Origin of the sequence: Pseudokineococcus marinus (assembly GCF_013004605.1) — a bacterium.
GTDB lineage: Bacteria > Actinomycetota > Actinomycetes > Actinomycetales > Quadrisphaeraceae > Pseudokineococcus > Pseudokineococcus marinus.
Genome location: NZ_JABEMA010000041.1, coordinates 1 through 15,155 on the forward strand (window position 1 = coordinate 1; position 15,155 = coordinate 15,155).

14 protein-coding genes are annotated in these 15,155 nt (G+C 77.4%); 11 read left to right on the top strand and 3 right to left on the bottom strand.

Translation table 11 applies throughout. The annotated features are described in order from the left end of the window. Positions 1-461 precede the first annotated feature (461 nt). The gene (rpsB, locus tag HLB09_RS04885) at positions 462-1,421 is read left to right on the top strand and encodes a 30S ribosomal protein S2 (RefSeq protein WP_171202285.1); all 960 of its coding nucleotides are present in this window, start codon (positions 462-464) and stop codon (positions 1,419-1,421) included. A 144-nt stretch (positions 1,422-1,565) separates the two neighbouring features. Then, positions 1,566-2,399 carry a translation elongation factor Ts gene (gene tsf / locus HLB09_RS04890; RefSeq protein ID WP_171202286.1) on the top strand — a complete coding sequence of 278 codons (834 nt, stop codon included), beginning with the start codon at positions 1,566-1,568 and terminating at the stop codon, positions 2,397-2,399. Between the two features lie 138 nt (positions 2,400-2,537). On the opposite strand, the gene HLB09_RS04895 is transcribed toward tsf, so the two are convergent. Further along, positions 2,538-3,503 carry an alpha/beta fold hydrolase gene (locus tag HLB09_RS04895; RefSeq protein WP_171202287.1) on the bottom strand — a complete coding sequence of 322 codons (966 nt, stop codon included), beginning with the start codon at positions 3,501-3,503 and terminating at the stop codon, positions 2,538-2,540. Positions 3,504-3,826: 323 nt separating this feature from the next. Here HLB09_RS04895 and pyrH point away from each other — a divergent pair, with 323 nt between their 5' ends. The 6 genes from pyrH to HLB09_RS04925 all read left to right on the top strand — a co-directional run bounded on the left by pyrH (position 3,827) and on the right by HLB09_RS04925 (position 8,853). Further along, complete coding sequence (gene pyrH / locus HLB09_RS04900; protein WP_298804825.1) at positions 3,827-4,549, top strand: UMP kinase; 723 nt, start codon at positions 3,827-3,829, stop codon at positions 4,547-4,549. 113 nt (positions 4,550-4,662) lie between these two features. Then, positions 4,663-5,220, top strand: coding sequence for a ribosome recycling factor (gene frr, locus HLB09_RS04905; protein ID WP_171202288.1), 558 nt, complete (start codon positions 4,663-4,665; stop codon positions 5,218-5,220). A gap of 104 nt (positions 5,221-5,324) precedes the next feature. Further along, on the top strand, positions 5,325-6,224 hold the full coding sequence (locus tag HLB09_RS04910) for a phosphatidate cytidylyltransferase (protein WP_171202289.1): 900 nt from the start codon (positions 5,325-5,327) through the stop codon (positions 6,222-6,224). Further along, complete coding sequence (locus tag HLB09_RS04915; protein WP_171202290.1) at positions 6,221-6,838, top strand: histidine phosphatase family protein; 618 nt, start codon at positions 6,221-6,223, stop codon at positions 6,836-6,838. Before HLB09_RS04910 ends, HLB09_RS04915 begins: the two co-directional genes overlap by 4 nt. Positions 6,839-6,906: 68 nt before the next feature. Then, on the top strand, positions 6,907-8,106 hold the full coding sequence (gene rlmN, locus HLB09_RS04920; RefSeq protein ID WP_171202291.1) for a 23S rRNA (adenine(2503)-C(2))-methyltransferase RlmN: 1,200 nt from the start codon (positions 6,907-6,909) through the stop codon (positions 8,104-8,106). Between the two features lie 93 nt (positions 8,107-8,199). Further along, on the top strand, positions 8,200-8,853 hold the full coding sequence (locus HLB09_RS04925; RefSeq protein ID WP_171202292.1) for a DivIVA domain-containing protein: 654 nt from the start codon (positions 8,200-8,202) through the stop codon (positions 8,851-8,853). Between the two features lie 92 nt (positions 8,854-8,945). Here HLB09_RS04925 and HLB09_RS04930 read toward each other — a convergent pair whose 3' ends face one another. Further along, a complete protein-coding gene (locus HLB09_RS04930; RefSeq protein ID WP_322790035.1) occupies positions 8,946-9,362 on the bottom strand; it encodes a TIGR03618 family F420-dependent PPOX class oxidoreductase in 417 nt (138 codons plus the stop codon). 155 nt (positions 9,363-9,517) lie between these two features. Here HLB09_RS04930 and HLB09_RS04935 point away from each other — a divergent pair, with 155 nt between their 5' ends. Further along, positions 9,518-11,452, top strand: a complete 1,935-nt coding sequence (locus HLB09_RS04935) for an AMP-binding protein (RefSeq protein WP_171202293.1) — start codon at positions 9,518-9,520, stop codon at positions 11,450-11,452. 284 nt (positions 11,453-11,736) lie between these two features. Beyond that, positions 11,737-13,230, top strand: a complete 1,494-nt coding sequence (locus HLB09_RS04940) for an NAD-dependent succinate-semialdehyde dehydrogenase (protein WP_171202294.1) — start codon at positions 11,737-11,739, stop codon at positions 13,228-13,230. A 116-nt stretch (positions 13,231-13,346) separates the two neighbouring features. On the opposite strand, the gene HLB09_RS04945 is transcribed toward HLB09_RS04940, so the two are convergent. Next, on the bottom strand, positions 13,347-13,976 hold the full coding sequence (locus HLB09_RS04945; RefSeq protein WP_171202295.1) for a class I SAM-dependent methyltransferase: 630 nt from the start codon (positions 13,974-13,976) through the stop codon (positions 13,347-13,349). Positions 13,977-14,130: 154 nt separating this feature from the next. Between HLB09_RS04945 and HLB09_RS19775 the strand changes: the two genes are divergently transcribed. Further along, positions 14,131-15,155: GGDEF domain-containing protein (locus HLB09_RS19775; protein WP_171202296.1), on the top strand; the 1,025-nt coding region annotated here is incomplete at its 3' end.

A 15,155-nucleotide genomic window follows, 5' to 3' on the forward strand; every position in this document is an offset into this window, starting at 1 on the left:
CGGCGGCGGGGGCCGCGACCAGGGCGGCGGCGAGGAGCGGGGCGAGCAGGAGGGCGCGGACGCAGGCGACGGGCACGCGGCGAGCGTGGTCCCGGCGGACAGGCGCGTCGGCGGCGTCCGGGGCTCCTGTGGACGACGCCAAGGGGGAGGGCGCCGGTGCGCACGGGGCGGACGGCCGCCCGGGTGGCCGGTCGGGGTCAGCTGGCGGGGTCAGATGTCGGGGCCAGCGGTGAGGGCCAGCGGTCGGGGTGCGGGCGCGGAGGGCGTACTCTGGGCGCGGGGTCGGCTCGCGCCGGCCTACTTCGCGCGCCCGCGGACCGCTGCTCGCAGCGGGGGCGCACCTCCCGGTCCGAGCCGCGCCGCGGCGAGGAGCAGGTGCGCCGCGGACGCCAGGGCGGGGCCCGCAGGGGGTCCCGCGACCAACCGGAGCCGCGCACCCGCGCGGCGTGAGAGGACCACCCATGGCCGTCGTCACGATGCGCCAGCTGCTGGAGAGCGGTGTCCACTTCGGGCACCAGACCCGCCGCTGGAACCCGAAGATGAAGCGCTTCATCTTCACCGAGCGCAACGGCATCTACATCATCGACCTGCAGCAGTCGCTGACGTACATCGACCGCGCGTACGAGTTCGTCAAGGAGACGGTCTCCCACGGCGGCACGGTGCTCTTCGTCGGCACGAAGAAGCAGGCGCAGGAGCCGCTCGCCGAGCAGGCCACCCGCGTGGGCATGCCCTACGTGAACCAGCGCTGGCTGGGCGGGATGCTCACCAACTTCCAGACGGTGAGCAAGCGCCTCGCGCGCATGAAGGAGCTCGACCTCGTCGACTTCGACGACGTCGCCGCCAGCGGGCGGACGAAGAAGGAGCTCCTCATGATGCGGCGCGAGAAGGAGAAGCTCGACCGCACGCTCGGCGGCATCCGCGACATGCAGCGCACGCCCAGCGCCGTGTGGATCGTCGACACGAACAAGGAGCACCTCGCGGTCGACGAGGCGCGCAAGCTCAACATCCCGATCGTCGCGATCCTCGACACGAACTGCGACCCGGACAGCGTCGACTACCGGATCCCCGGCAACGACGACGCCATCCGCTCGGTGACGCTGCTCACCCGCGTCGTGGCCGACGCCGTGGCCGACGGCCTCATGGCCCGCGCCGGCGGCGGCCAGCGCGGCGGGGCCGAGCAGTCCGAGCCGCTCGCCGAGTGGGAGCGCGAGCTCCTCGGCCAGGGGCCGGACCAGTCGGGCGCCTCCGAGGGCCACGCGGCCCGCGGCGGCGACGCCGAGGCCGACGCCGTCGAGGGGTCCGTGGCGGACGCCGACGCGCAGTCGGTCGCCGAGGCCGTGGCCGGCGAGCCCTCCGCCGAGGAGGCCGTCGCCACCGTCCAGCAGCCCGAGCAGGCCGAGGGCGAGACCGCGCAGGCCTGACCCGCCGCGGGGCGAGCACGACGCGCCCCGCGCACCAGCACGACCGCCGGCCCGCACCGGGCCCCGCAGCCGCGGGGCCCGGTGCGGCGCGTCGGCCCCGCAGCGCCCGTCGCTGCCCCTCCCACACCCCGAGGAGATCCGCACATGGCGACCACCGCCGCTGACATCAAGAAGCTCCGCGAGACCACCGGCGCGGGCATGCTCGACTGCAAGAAGGCCCTCGACGAGTCCGGCGGCGACCTCGCCGCCGCGCAGGAGTTCCTGCGCGTCAAGGGCCTCAAGGGCGTCACCAAGCGCGAGGGGCGCACCGCCTCCAACGGGCTCGTCACGGCCCACGTCGACGGCGGCACCGGCACGCTCGTCGAGGTCAACTGCGAGACCGACTTCGTCGCCAAGGGCGAGCGCTTCGGCGAGCTGGCCCAGCGCGTCCTCGACCAGGCCGTCGCCGTGGGCGCGGCGGACGCCGAGCAGCTGCTCTCCTCGGACCTCGACGGCAAGACCGTCCAGCAGGTCCTCGACGAGGCCAACGCCTCGCTCGGCGAGAAGATCGAGGTCCGCCGGGTGGCGCGCCTGGAGGGCGACCAGGTCGTCTCCTACCTGCACCGCACGAGCCCCGACCTGCCCCCGCAGATCGGCGCCATCGTCGCCGTGAGCGGCGAGCGCGCCGCGGAGGTCGGCCGCGACGTCGCCATGCACGCGGCGGCCATGAGCCCGACCTTCCTGTCCCGCGACGAGGTCTCCGAGGAGGTCGTCGCGAACGAGCGCCGCCTCGCCGAGGAGACCGCCCGCGAGGAGGGCCGCCCGGAGCAGGCCATGCCCAAGATCGTCGAGGGCCGGGTCAACGGCTACTTCAAGGACAACGTCCTGCTCGAGCAGGCGTTCGCCAAGGAGGCCAAGAAGACGGTCGGCACGTACGCGAAGGAGGCCGGCGTCGAGATCACCGGCTTCGCGCGCTTCCGCGTCGGCGCCACCGCCTGATCGCACCCGTCGCCGGACCGGCGCCACCGCCGGTCGGCCGGCACGCACGAGGGCCCGCCACCCGAGAGGGGTGGCGGGCCCTCGTGCGTCCTCGGCCCGCCGTGCTCGGAGGCGTCGCTCCGCCGCCCGCCGGGGTCGTCAGGCCCCCGAGCCGCCCGCCCCGGCGGCGTCGACGAGGTCGAGCAGCGCGTCGGCCGTCTCCTGCGGCGCCTCCAGCGCCGTGAGGTGCCCGGAGCCGGCGACGACGACGAAGCGGGCGTCGGGGCGCACCTCGTGCATCTGGCGCCCCCGCTCCTGCGGCGGCGTGGCGCCGTCCCGCTCGCCGAAGAGGAGGAGCACGGGCCCGGGGAAGCCGGTGAGCGCGTCGGTCGTGTCCGGCCGGGCCGCCAGCGCCCGGCACACCCACGCCACGCCCGCCGGGCGCTGGCGCGCGATCGTGGCGGCGACGCGCTCGGCGAGCTCGGGGCGCTCGGCGCGGGCCTGCTCCGACAGGCCCTCGTCCACCGAGCCCATCACCGCGTCGAGGCCCTCACGGCCGAGGACCCGCTCCGCGGTGCCCCGGCGCTCGTCGGGGTCGTCCGGGGGGCCGACCCGCGTCGTCGTGCTGGCCAGCGCGAGCCCGGCCACGCGCTCCGGCGCCCGGCCGGCCAGCTGCGCCGCGACGTAGCCGCCGGTCGACAGGCCGGCCACGACGGCGGACGACACGCCCTCGGCGTCCAGCAGCGCCAGGACGCCGTCCACGGCGACGGCGAGATCGGGGTCGCCGCCGGGCACGGGCGCGGTGCCGAGCCCGGGCAGGTCGACGGCGAGGACGCGGCAGCGGTGCGCGAGGAGAGGGACGACGTCGTCCCACATCGAGCGGTCCAGCGGGAAGGCGTGCAGGAGGACCACGACCGGGGCGCCCGGCCCGGGCCCCGGCGCGTCGTCGCAGGGGAGCGCGGCCGTCGCCCGTCCTGCTCCGCCGCCCGCGTCGTCGAGGTCCACCTCGACGAGCTCGCCCGGCCCGTCGGGCCCCGGCTCCCGGGCCTCCGGCCCCGTGCCCTCCCGGGCCTCCGGCCGCGCGGGCTCCTGCTCCGCCGCCCCGGGCTCGCGGGCCTCGTCCACGTCGCCTCCTCCCGGGCGCGCGCCACCGGCTGCCCGTGCTCGTCCCGGCGCCCCCCGCTGATCGGGCAGACTGCCCCGGGAGCGCCAGCCCAGCACCGCGGCTCCGGCCGCGCCAGCGGGCGCTCCGCAGGCACGAGCAGCCGCCAGCCCCGCCGAGCCCACAGCCCCGCCGAGCCCACAGCCCCGCCGAGCCGACCCGTTCCCCCGAGCCGACCAGCACGGCCCTGCCGACCGGCGAGGCCGACCCGACCCGGACAGGCGCGCCCCGCCGTCGCGCCGTCCGACCGCCGCGCCCGCCGGGCGCACGCCCCGAGGAGACCCCTGTGCCCACGACGCCCGCCCGCGCCCGCCGGGTCCTGCTCAAGCTGTCCGGCGAGACCTTCGGCGGCGGCGCCACCGGGGTCGACCCGGACGTCGTCAACCGGGTGGCGGCCGAGGTGGCCGAGGGCGTCGCGGAGGGCGTGCAGGTCGCCGTCGTCGTCGGCGGCGGCAACTTCTTCCGCGGGGCGGAGCTGTCGGAGCGGGGCATGGACCGCTCCCGCGCGGACTACATGGGCATGCTCGGCACGGTGATGAACGCGCTGGCGCTGCAGGACTTCCTGGAGCAGAAGGGCGTCGACACGCGGGTGCAGAGCGCCATCACGATGGGCCAGGTGGCCGAGCCGTACATCCCGCGGCGCGCCATCCGCCACCTCGAGAAGGGCCGGGTCGTCATCTTTGGGGCCGGCGCGGGCCTGCCCTTCTTCTCCACGGACACCGTCGCGGCGCAGCGGGCGCTCGAGACCCACTCCGACGTCGTCCTCATGGCGAAGAACGGCGTCGACGCCGTCTACACGGCCGACCCGCGCACGGACGCGTCCGCCGAGAAGCTCGACCACCTCACCTACGCCGACGCCCTCGCGCGCGGCCTCAAGGTGCTCGACGCGACCGCCTTCAGCCTCTGCATGGACAACGGCCTGCCGATGGTCGTCTTCGGCATGGGCCGCGGTGACGTGGCGGCGGCCGTCCGGGGTGAGAGGATCGGCACGCTCGTCGAGGCCGGCTGAGCGCTCCCGGGCGCGGCGACGGCCCCCGGCACGGGCGGCGGCGCCGCAGCAGCGGGGCCGCAGCAGCGACCTCGCGCGCCGGCGCGGGGGCGGACGCGACGAAGGAGCCACCAGTGATCGACGACACCCTCCTCGAGGCCGAGGAGAAGATGGACAAGGCCGTCGAGGTCGCCAAGGAGGACCTCGCCGCCATCCGCACCGGGCGGGCCAACCCGGCGATGTTCTCGAAGATCATGGTGGAGTACTACGGCGCCCCCACGCCGCTGCAGCAGCTCGCCTCCGTGCAGGCGCCCGAGGCGCGCACCGTGCTCGTGAGCCCCTTCGACCGCAGCTCCCTCGGCTCCGTCGAGCGCGCGCTGCGCGACTCCGACCTCGGCGTCAACCCGAGCAACGACGGCAACGTCATCCGCCTCCAGCTCCCCGAGCTCACGCAGGAGCGCCGGCGCGACTACGTGAAGCTGGCCCGCACGAAGGGCGAGGACGGCAAGATCACCGTGCGCGGCCTGCGGCGCCGGGCCAAGGAGGAGCTCGACCGCATCGCCCGCGACGGCGAGGCCGGCGAGGACGAGGTGGCGCGGGCGGAGAAGGAGCTCGAGCGCCTGACGAAGGTCCACGTGGACGCCATCGACGACATGCTGAAGCGCAAGGAGACCGACCTCCTCGACGTCTGAGGCCTCGAGACCCGCGCAGCCAGCGCCGTCGCCCCTCGCGGGCGGCGGCACCCGGACCCGCCGTCCGCCGCGAGGGCGGGCCCGGGGAGACGGAGGAGACCACCGTGGCGAAGGACGCCAGTCCCCCCCAGCAGGCCCCGCCCCCGACGTCCGCGGACCACGCGCCCGCCCACCCGGTCGACGCGCCGCGGCGCCGCAGCGCCGGCCGCGACCTGCGCGCGGCGATCCCGGTCGGGCTGGGGCTCGGCGGTGTCGCCCTCGCCTCGCTGCTGGTCCTCAAGGACTCCTTCCTCGTCCTGGTCGTCGTCGCGGTGGCCGTCGCGAGCGCGGAGGTGGTCGCGGCCCTGGCCTCCCGCCACCTCGCGGTGCCCCGCGCGCCCGTGCTCCTCGGCGGCGCCCTCGTCCTCGTCGCGACCTACGTCGTCGGGCCGGGGGCGGGCCTCGTGGTGCACGGCCTGGCCTGCCTGGCCGTGCTCGTGTGGCGGGTCGCGGAGGGCCGCGACGGCGCGGTCCGCGACGTCACCGCGGGCGTCCTCGTGCTGTCGTGGCTGCCGCTGCTCGCCGCCTTCGCGCTGCTCCTGCTCGCCGAGGCGGACGGCGCCGCCCGCGTCCTCGTCTTCGTCGCCGCCGTCATCGCGAGCGACGTGGGCGGGTACGCGGCCGGCGTCCTGCTCGGGCGCCACCCGCTGGCGCCGTCGGTCAGCCCGAAGAAGTCGTGGGAGGGCCTCGGCGGCTCGATGGCGCTGTCCCTCGCCGTCGGCGCCGTGCTCGTCGTCGTCCTGCTCGACGGGCCGTGGTGGGCCGGGGTGGTGCTCGGCGCGCTGGTGGGGGTGACGGCCACCTTCGGCGACCTCGCCGAGTCGATGCTCAAGCGCGACCTCGGCATCAAGGACATGGGCTCCACGCTGCCGGGCCACGGCGGCGTCATGGACCGCCTCGACTCCCTGCTCGTCACGGCGCCGGTCGCCTGGCTGGTGCTCTCGCTGCTGGTGCCGACGACGTGAGCGCGCACCCCGACGGGCCCGCCGGCGGCGACGACGCCCTCGTGCTGCCGCCCGGCCTCGTGCTGCACCTCGTGCGCCACGGCCGCCCGCTGGTCGACCCCTCGCGCGAGCCCGCCACGTGGGGTCTCGACCCCGAGCACACCGACGGCGTCCGCGCCCTGCGGGCCAGCGGCGCGCTGCCGCTGGGGGCGCGGTGGGTGAGCTCGCAGGAGCCCAAGGCCCGCGAGACCGCCGCCCTCCTCACGGGCTCGCCGGTGGTCGCCGACGCCGACCTCGGGGAGCAGGCCCGCCCCGCGGGGTGGCTCGACGACTACGCCGTGCGCATCCACCGCTCGCTCGTCGTCCAGCACGCGCCCGCGGCGCCCGGGTGGGAGACGGCGGAGAGCACCCGGGAGCGCGTCGTCGCCGCCGTCCGCCGCCACGTCGAGGAGGCGCGTCGCGAGGGCGACATCGACCTCGTCCTCGTGGGCCACGGGACGGCGTGGACGCTGCTCGTCGCGGCGCTGACCGGCAAGCCGGTCGACCTCTACGCCTGGGAGCGGCTGCAGCTGCCCGACACGTGCGCGCTCACCCGCGAGGGCCTCGTCCGACGCTGGGGCACCTGGCGCGGCTGACGCGGAGGAGCGCGGTCGCCCGTCGGCGAGCGCGGGCACCCCGCCCCTCGTGCGACCCTGGAGGGGCCATGCCTCCCGCACCCGGTCAGCTGACCTTCACCGCCCCGCGCCGCGGCAAGCCGCCGCGCCACCTCGCCGACCTCACGGGCGAGGAGCGCGCCGCCGCCGTCGCCGAGCTCGGGCTGCCCGCCTTCCGGGCCAAGCAGCTGTCGACGCACTACTTCGAGCGCCTCGTCACGGACCCGGCGCTCATGACGGACCTGCCGAAGGGCCGGCGCGAGGAGCTCGTCGCCGCGCTGCTGCCGACGCTGCTGCACCCCGTGCGGGAGCTGGAGGCCGACGGCGGCGCCACCCGCAAGTCGCTGTGGCGCCTGCACGACGGCGCGCTCGTCGAGAGCGTGCTCATGGAGTACACGGGCCGGACGACCCTCTGCCTGTCGAGCCAGGCCGGCTGCGGCATGAACTGCCCCTTCTGCGCCACCGGGCAGGCGGGGCTGACCCGCAACCTGTCGACGGCCGAGATCGTCGAGCAGGTGGCCGCGGCGGCGCGGTCGCTGGCCGCCCGCGCCGGCGACGCGGGGCCCGAGGGCGTGCAGCGGGCGCTGCGCGTGAGCAACGTCGTCTTCATGGGCATGGGCGAGGCGCTCGCCAACTACAAGGCGGCCATCGCGGCGGTCCGACGGATGGTCGCCCCGGCGCCCGAGGGGCTGGGCATGTCGGCGCGCGGCATCACCATGTCGACCGTCGGGCTCGTGCCGGCCATCGACAAGCTGGCCGGCGAGGGCATCCCCATGACGCTCGCCCTCAGCCTCCACGCCCCCGACGACGAGCTGCGCGACGAGCTCGTGCCCATCAACACCCGCTGGAAGGTGGGGGAGGCGCTCGACGCCGCCCGCCGCTACTTCGAGGCCACAGGCCGTCGCGTGTCCATCGAGTACGCGCTCATCCGCGACGTCAACGACCAGGCGTGGCGGGCCGACCTCCTCGGCACGGAGCTCAACCGCCGCGGGCGCGGCTGGGTGCACGTCAACCCCATCCCGCTCAACCCGACGCCGGGGTCGCGCTGGACGGCGTCGGACCCCCGCGTCGAGCGGACCTTCGTCGAGCGGCTGCGGGCCCACGGCGTCCCCACGACGGTGCGCGACACCCGCGGCCGCGACATCGACGGCGCCTGCGGGCAGCTGGCCGCGGCCGACCTCGAGCAGCCCCGCCAGGGCGCCGGCGCGCCCGTCGACCTGGGTCTGCCCGCGACGACGCCCGCGGGCTGAGGCCGCACCGGCCAGGCCCTCGCGCGGCTACGGACGGGCGCCGGCGGGGCGCCTGACCGGCCGCGCCGCCGGGCTCTGGCAGAGTCGCGGCGCGTGAGCAGCTTCCCCCGCGCCGGCCGGCTCGCGCGCGGCTACGACGTCGACGAGGTCGACGCCTTCTTCGCGCAGGCCCGGCTCGCCTACGAGAGCCTCGGCGGGAGCGTCCCCGGCCCCGGAGCCACCACCGGGTCGGGCGCAGGGGTGGGCGCGGGGCCGGGCGTCGGGGCGTCGGGCGTGCCGGCGGCGCGCGCGGGGACGCCGTTGGACCTCAGCGCCCGCGACGTCCGTGAGGCCTCCTTCCCCCTCGCCCGGCACGGCTACGACGTCGCCGCCGTGGACGCCGCGCTGGCCCGCCTCGAGGACGCGGTGGCGCGGCACGAGCGCGAGGTCCTCGTCGCCCGGTCGGGGCGCGAGGGCTTCCTCGAGGAGCTGGCGGGGCGCGCGCGGGTCGTCACCGCCCGCCTGCGGCGCGAGGACGGCGACCGCTTCGCGCGCGCGGGCGGGCTCCACCGGGGCTACCGCGTGGGCGACGTGGACGCGCTGTGCCGCCGGCTGCGCGGCTACTTCGACGACGGCGAGGCGCTGGCGGTCGACGACGTGCGCACCGCCGTCTTCCGCAGCCGCCGCGGGCGTCGGGCGTACGCCGAGGGACCCGTCGACGCGCTGCTGGCGCGCGCCGTCGAGGTCATGGTCACGGCGCCGGACTGATCCGCGCCGTCGCCCCGCAGCCCGCCCCGGCGGGCCAGCCCAGGAGCCCGGGGCGGGGGCGCAGCCCGGGCGCCCGGTCCCCGGGGCTCGGCTCAGGCGCCCGGCTCGGGGACGCGGCCGAGGACGCGGTCGACGGCGATCGCCAGCACGACCCGGCGCGGGTTCTCGCGGGGCACCCGGTAGCGCTCGGCGTAGCGCCGCTCGCCCTCCTCGACGGCGTCGGGCGCGTCGAGCACGTGCACGGGCCCCTCGAGCGTCAGCCAGCGACCGCCGTCCACCTGGCACACGGCCGCGCGCCCGCCGCGGCGCGCGGCGCGGGCCTTGACCGAGTCGCCGGAGGTGATGACGCGCGCGAGGTGCGCCTCGTCGTCCCAGGTGAAGCCGACGGGGACGACGTGGGGGCTGCCGTCGCGGCGCAGCGTCGTGAGCGTGGCGAGGTGCCGCTCGGCGAGGAAGGCCAGCACGTGCGGCGGCAGCGCGGTCGGCTCGACGCCGGAGAGGGAGCTCACGGGCCGAGCCTGCCAGGCGGCCGCGGCCCACCCGCTCCCGGTCGAGCGGTGCGCCGACGTCGCGGTGGGCGGCGTCCTCGGCGCACCGCTCGCGCCGTCCCCGGGCACGGGGGCGACGTGCGGCGCCGGCAGCGGGAGCGGGCCAGGATGTCGTCATGACGACGCGAGAGCCGGCGGGGAGCCCGACGGCGGGCGGGGCCTGGGAGGCGGCGCACCGCGCGTCGCTGGAGGACCCGGAGGGCTTCTGGCTCGACGCCGCGCGCGCCGTCCGGTGGATCCGGCGGCCGGGGACGGCGCTGGACCCGGCCGCCGACGAGGCGGAGGGGGCCGCCCTCCCGCGGTGGTTCCGCGGGGCGACGCTGAGCACGGCTTACAACTGCCTCGACCGCCACGTCGTCGCCGGGCGCGGGGACGACCCGGCGCTCGTCCACCACAGCGCGTACACCGGCGAGCGGCGGACCCTCACCTACGCCGAGCTCCTCGACCAGTCGGCCCGCCTCGCGGGCGCGCTGCGCGAGCTCGGCGTCGGGAAGGGCGACCGCGTCGTGGTCTACATGCCGATGGTCCCCGAGGCCGTCGTCGCGATGCTCGCCTGCGCCCGCATCGGCGCCGTGCACTCGGTCGTCTTCGGCGGGTTCGCGGCCGCCGAGCTGGCGGCGCGCATCGACGACGCCCGGCCCGTCGTCGTCCTCACCGCCTCGTGCGGGCTCGAGCCGACGCGCGTCGTCGAGTACATGCCCCTGCTCGAGGCGGCGCTGGAGCGGGCCGAGCACGCGCCCGCCCACTGCGTCGTCCTCCAGCGGCCGCAGGCCACGGCGACGCTCGTGCCGGGGCGCGACCTCGAGTGGCGCGACGTCCTGCGCCCGGGCGCCGCGCCGCCCGCCGAGTGCGTCGAGGTGGCCGCCACCGACCCCCTGTACGTGCTCTACACCTCCGGGACGACGGGACGGCCGAAGGGCGTCGTGCGCGACCACGGCGGGCACGCGGTGGCGCTGTCGTGGTCGGTGCCGAACCTCTTCGGCCTCGAGCCGGGCGACGTGGTGCTCACGGCCAGCGACGTCGGGTGGGTCGTCGGCCACTCCTACATCGTGTACGGGCCGCTGCTGGCGGGCTGCACCACGGTGCTCTACGAGGGCAAGCCGGTCGGCACGCCCGACGCGGGGGCGCTGTGGCGCGCGGCGGCGGAGCACCGCGCGTCCGTCGTCTTCACGGCGCCGACGGCGGTGCGCGCGATCCGGGCGCAGGACCCCGACCTCGCCCTGGCGGCGGAGCACGACCTCTCGGACCTGCGGGCGCTCTACCTCGCCGGCGAGCGGCTCGACCCGGACACGTGGGCGTGGGCGGGGGAGCGGCTCGGCGTGCCCGTCGTCGACAACTGGTGGCAGACCGAGACGGGCTGGCCGATCGCCTGCTCGCCGCGCGGGCTGCAGGACCTGCCGCTCAAGCCCGGCTCGCCGTCCGTGCCCTCGCCCGGGTACGACCTGCGCGTCCTCGACGCCGAGGGCCGCGAGGTGCCGGCGGGGGAGGAGGGCGCCCTCTGCCTGTGCCTGCCTCTCCCGCCGGGGACGCTCGCCGGCGTCTGGGGAGGCGACGAGCGGCTCCGGGCGTCGTCGCTCGCCGCGCACCCGGGGTACTACACGACCGGTGACGGCGGCTACGTCGACGAGGACGGGTACGTCCACGTCCTCGGGCGCACGGACGACGTCATCAACGTCGCGGGCCACCGGCTGTCCGCCGGGCAGCTCGAGGCCGCCGTCATCGGGCACCCCGACGTCGCCGAGTGCGCCGTCGTGGGAGCGGCGGACCCGCTGGTGGGGCAGGAACCGCGGGCGCTGGTCGTCCTGGCCCAGGGCGTCACGACGTCCCCCGAGGACGTGGCGGCGCAGGTCGTCCAGCGCGTGCGCGACGAGGTGGGGGCCGTGGCGCGGCTGCGGCGCGTCGACGTCGTCGCGGCGCTGCCGAAGACCCGCTCCGGCAAGGTGCTGCGGAAGACGCTGCGGGAGATGGCCGACGGCCTCGAGCCCGTGGTGCCGGGCACCATCGAGGACCGCTCGGTGCTCGACGGGCTGCGGGACGTGCTGCGGTCCTGACCGCGTGACGGCGCGGCGTCCGCGTCAGCGCCCCACCGCGTGCGCCTGGGCGCCGCGCGGGCCGGCCGCGCCCTGCAGCAGTCCGTCGCCGGGTCGCCGGCGACGGACCGCCGTCCCGGCGCCCCGTCACCGGCGCGGGTCACGACGTGGCCGCGCCCCTCGAGCGAGCCGACCTCCTCGCCCGGGCGGTCCTCGTCGCCGGCTCGCCCTGGCGGGTCCGCGGACCCGGGTGCAGGGTCGAGGGGCGGCCGACCAGCGCCGCCCGCCGTCCGCGAGGGAGAGCCATGAGCACGACCACCACCGGTGCGAGCAGCGACGCGGCGCAGCGCGAGCGCGACGTCGTCGGCTCCGTCGCCACGGGCCTGCTCGTGGGCGGCGAGCGCGTCGAGGGCGGCGACGGGCGGACGATCGACGTCGTCGACCCTTCGACGGAGGAGGTGCTGGCCTCCGTGGCCGACGCCACGCCGGAGGACGGGCAGCGGGCGCTCGCCGCGGCCGCGGCGGCGCAGGGCGAGTGGGGCCGCACCCCGCCGCGCGAGCGCGGGGAGGTCCTGCGCCGGGCGTGGGAGCTCGTCACCGCGCGCGTCGACGACCTCGCCCTCCTCATGACGCTCGAGATGGGCAAGTCGCTCGCCGAGTCGCGCGCCGAGATCGCCTACGCCGCCGAGTTCTTCCGGTGGTTCTCCGAGGAGGCCGTCCGCGTCGACGGCCGGTGGTCGACGTCGCCCGACGGAGCCACCCGGCTGCTGACGATGCGCCAGCCCGTCGGGCCGTGCCTGTTCGTCACGCCGTGGAACTTCCCCATGGCCATGGGCACCCGCAAGATCGCCCCGGCCGTGGCGGCGGGCTGCACGATGGTCGTCAAGCCCGCCTCGCAGACGCCGCTGACGATGAGCGCGCTCGCCGACGTCCTCGCCGAGGCGGGCCTGCCGGCCGGGGTGCTCAACGTCGTGACGACGTCGCGCACCGGCGAGGTCGTCGAGCCGATCGTCCGCGACGGGCGCCTGCGCAAGCTGTCCTTCACCGGGTCCACGCCGGTGGGGCGCACGCTCGTCGAGCAGTCGGCGCAGCAGCTGCTGCGCACGTCGATGGAGCTCGGAGGCAACGCGCCGTTCCTCGTCTTCGACGACGCCGACCTGGACGCGGCCGTCGACGGCGCGATGCTCGCCAAGATGCGCAACGTCGGGGAGGCGTGCACCTCGGCCAACCGCTTCCACGTCCAGCGCGGCGTCCTCGAGGAGTTCACCCGCCGGCTCACCGAGCGGATGGCGGCCCTCGTCGTCGGGCGGGGCACCGAGGACGGCGTCGACGTGGGGCCGCTCATCGACGAGCGGCAGCGCGGCAAGGTCGAGGAGCTCGTCGGCGACGCCGTCGACGGCGGCGCGCGCGTCCTCACCGGCGGCGAGCGGACCGGGGGGCGCGGCTACTTCTACGCGCCCACGGTGCTCGCGGACGTCCCGGCGTCGGCCCGCCTGCTCCGCGAGGAGGTCTTCGGGCCCGTCGCGCCCGTCGTCGCCTTCGACACCGAGGAGGAGGGCGTGGCGCAGGCGAACGACACCGAGTACGGGCTCGTCTCCTACGTCTACACGCGTGACGTCGGCCGGGCCCTGCGCGTCTGCGAGCAGGTCGAGACCGGCATGGTCGGGCTCAACCAGGGCGTCGTGTCCAACCCCGCTGCGCCCTTCGGCGGCGTCAAGCAGAGCGGCTTCGGCCGCGAGGGCGGCCGCGAGGGCATCGACGAGTACCTCGAGACGAAGTACGTCGGCATGACCATCTGAGCCGCCCGAGCCGCCCGAGCCGCCCGAGCCGCCCGAGCCGCCGAGCGCCGGTGGGCCCGCCCTCCGGTCACTTGGCGCCCGCGCCCGCGCCCGCGCCCCGCCCGTGCTCGAGCGCCTCAGCGGCGCACGAGGACGTGCCAGGTCGGCCGGGTGCGGTGCAACCAGCGGGGCACCAGGTCGGCGCGGGCGGGCTCCACGTGCTCGAGCGACCACCCCGGCAGCGACGCCCGGAGGTCCTCGGCGTCGAGGCCGCGCGGCAGCGGGGGGAGCCGCCGGGCGGGCGCCCACGCGAGGACCGCCAGCAGGGTGTCCGGACCGGTGACGGCGTCGAGCCCGCGGGCCACGGCAGCCCGGTGCGCGACGTCGAGCCCGTGCAGGCAGCCGACGTCGAGAACGGCCCGGAAGCCCTCCTCCCCGACCAGCCCCGGCCCGACGAGGTCGAGCCCCGCGAGGTCGCCGACGTCGCCCCGGACGAGGTGGACGTCGACGCCGGCGTCGCGCGCGCGGCGCCGCGCGGAGGCCAGCGCCCGGGGGACGTCGTCCACCCCCGTGACGGCCCACCCGCGACGGGCCAGCTCGGTCGCGTCCGCACCGGTGCCGCAGCCGAGGTCCAGGGCGCGCGGTGCGCTGGCGCTCGGGCCGGCGTCGCGGCCGAGGCGCCCGTCGAGCAGGTCGACGCCCTGGCGGCCCGACCGGGCCCAGGGCTGCGCCCCCACCGCGAACATCGCCGCGAAGACCGCGCCCACCAGCGCCTCCCGCCCTCGGGGGCCGGACCGCCCGGCCGATCTCCGCCGAGACTGCCACGCGGGCGCCTCCGCGGACTCTCGCCACGGCGGCGAGGAGCCTGGTCGGGTGCTCCGCCCACCGATCCCTGCAGCGGCCGCCCGTGCGGTCGATGGCGTGGGGGTGACCGTCTTCTCCCCCCGCGACGAGCGGGCGTCGCTGCGCGCCCTCCGGGCCGTCCTGGTGCTCGCCGCCGTGGTGCTGGGCGCGTACACGGCCCTGCGCCCCCCGCCGGGGTGGACGCTGTGGGCCGTCGTCGGGGTGGTCGTCGCGCTGCTCGCCGGGTCGGCGGCGCTGGCCGTCGCCCCGCACCGGGCGCCCCGGTGGGTCCACGGCGCGGTGCCGCTGGCCTCCGTCGGCCTCGTGACCGGCCTCGACCTGCTCACCCGCGACGCCACGACGGCCGGGCAGGTCTTCTTCCTGCTCCCCGTGCTCGTCGCGGCGACCCACCTGCGCGCGGCCGGGGCGTGGGTCGTCACGGCGGCCGCGGTGGTGGGGGAGGTGGTCACGACCGCGTCCCTCTTGCCGCTCGAGGAGGCGCTCACCGACAGCGCCTACGTGGGAGCGGTCGCCGTCGCGCTCACCGGGGTCCTCGCCCGCGCGCACCACCGGACCGACGCCCTCGTCGAGGAGCTGCGCCGCCAGGCGGCCGTCGACCCCCTCACGGGCCTCGTCACCCGTCGCGTGCTCGACGACGCGGCGGCCTGCGCGCTGACGTCGGCGCACGCCGACGCGGGCACGGCCCTCGTGCTCGTCGACGTCGACCGCTTCAAGGCGGTCAACGACACGCACGGCCACCCGGTGGGCGACGCCCTGCTCGTGCACCTCGGGCGGCTCGTCCACGAGGTGGTGCCCGCGTCGGCCGTCGTCAGCCGGCTCGGCGGCGACGAGCTGGCCGTCCTGCTGCCCGGGACGAGCGCGCGGGACGCCCTGCGGTGCGCCGAGGAGGTCGCCGGGCGGGTGCGGGAGAAGCCCCTCACCACGGCACTGCCGACGGGCGCGGGCGTCGCGGCGACCGTCAGCGTGGGCGTCGCCCACGCGCCCGAGCACGCCCGCGACCTGGCCGGCCTCTACCGCGCGGCGGACGCGGCCCTCTACCGCGCCAAGGCGGCGGGCCGGGACGGGGTGGCGGCGGCCGGACC

Coding starts and splice junctions, on each gene's coding strand:
- rlmN (WP_171202291.1), top strand. CDS start 6,907: ATGCCTCCCGCACCCGGTCAGCTGACCTTCACCGCCCCGCGCCGCGGC.
- HLB09_RS04940 (WP_171202294.1), top strand. CDS start 11,737: ATGAGCACGACCACCACCGGTGCGAGCAGCGACGCGGCGCAGCGCGAG.
- tsf (WP_171202286.1), top strand. CDS start 1,566: ATGGCGACCACCGCCGCTGACATCAAGAAGCTCCGCGAGACCACCGGC.
- rpsB (WP_171202285.1), top strand. CDS start 462: ATGGCCGTCGTCACGATGCGCCAGCTGCTGGAGAGCGGTGTCCACTTC.
- HLB09_RS04935 (WP_171202293.1), top strand. CDS start 9,518: ATGACGACGCGAGAGCCGGCGGGGAGCCCGACGGCGGGCGGGGCCTGG.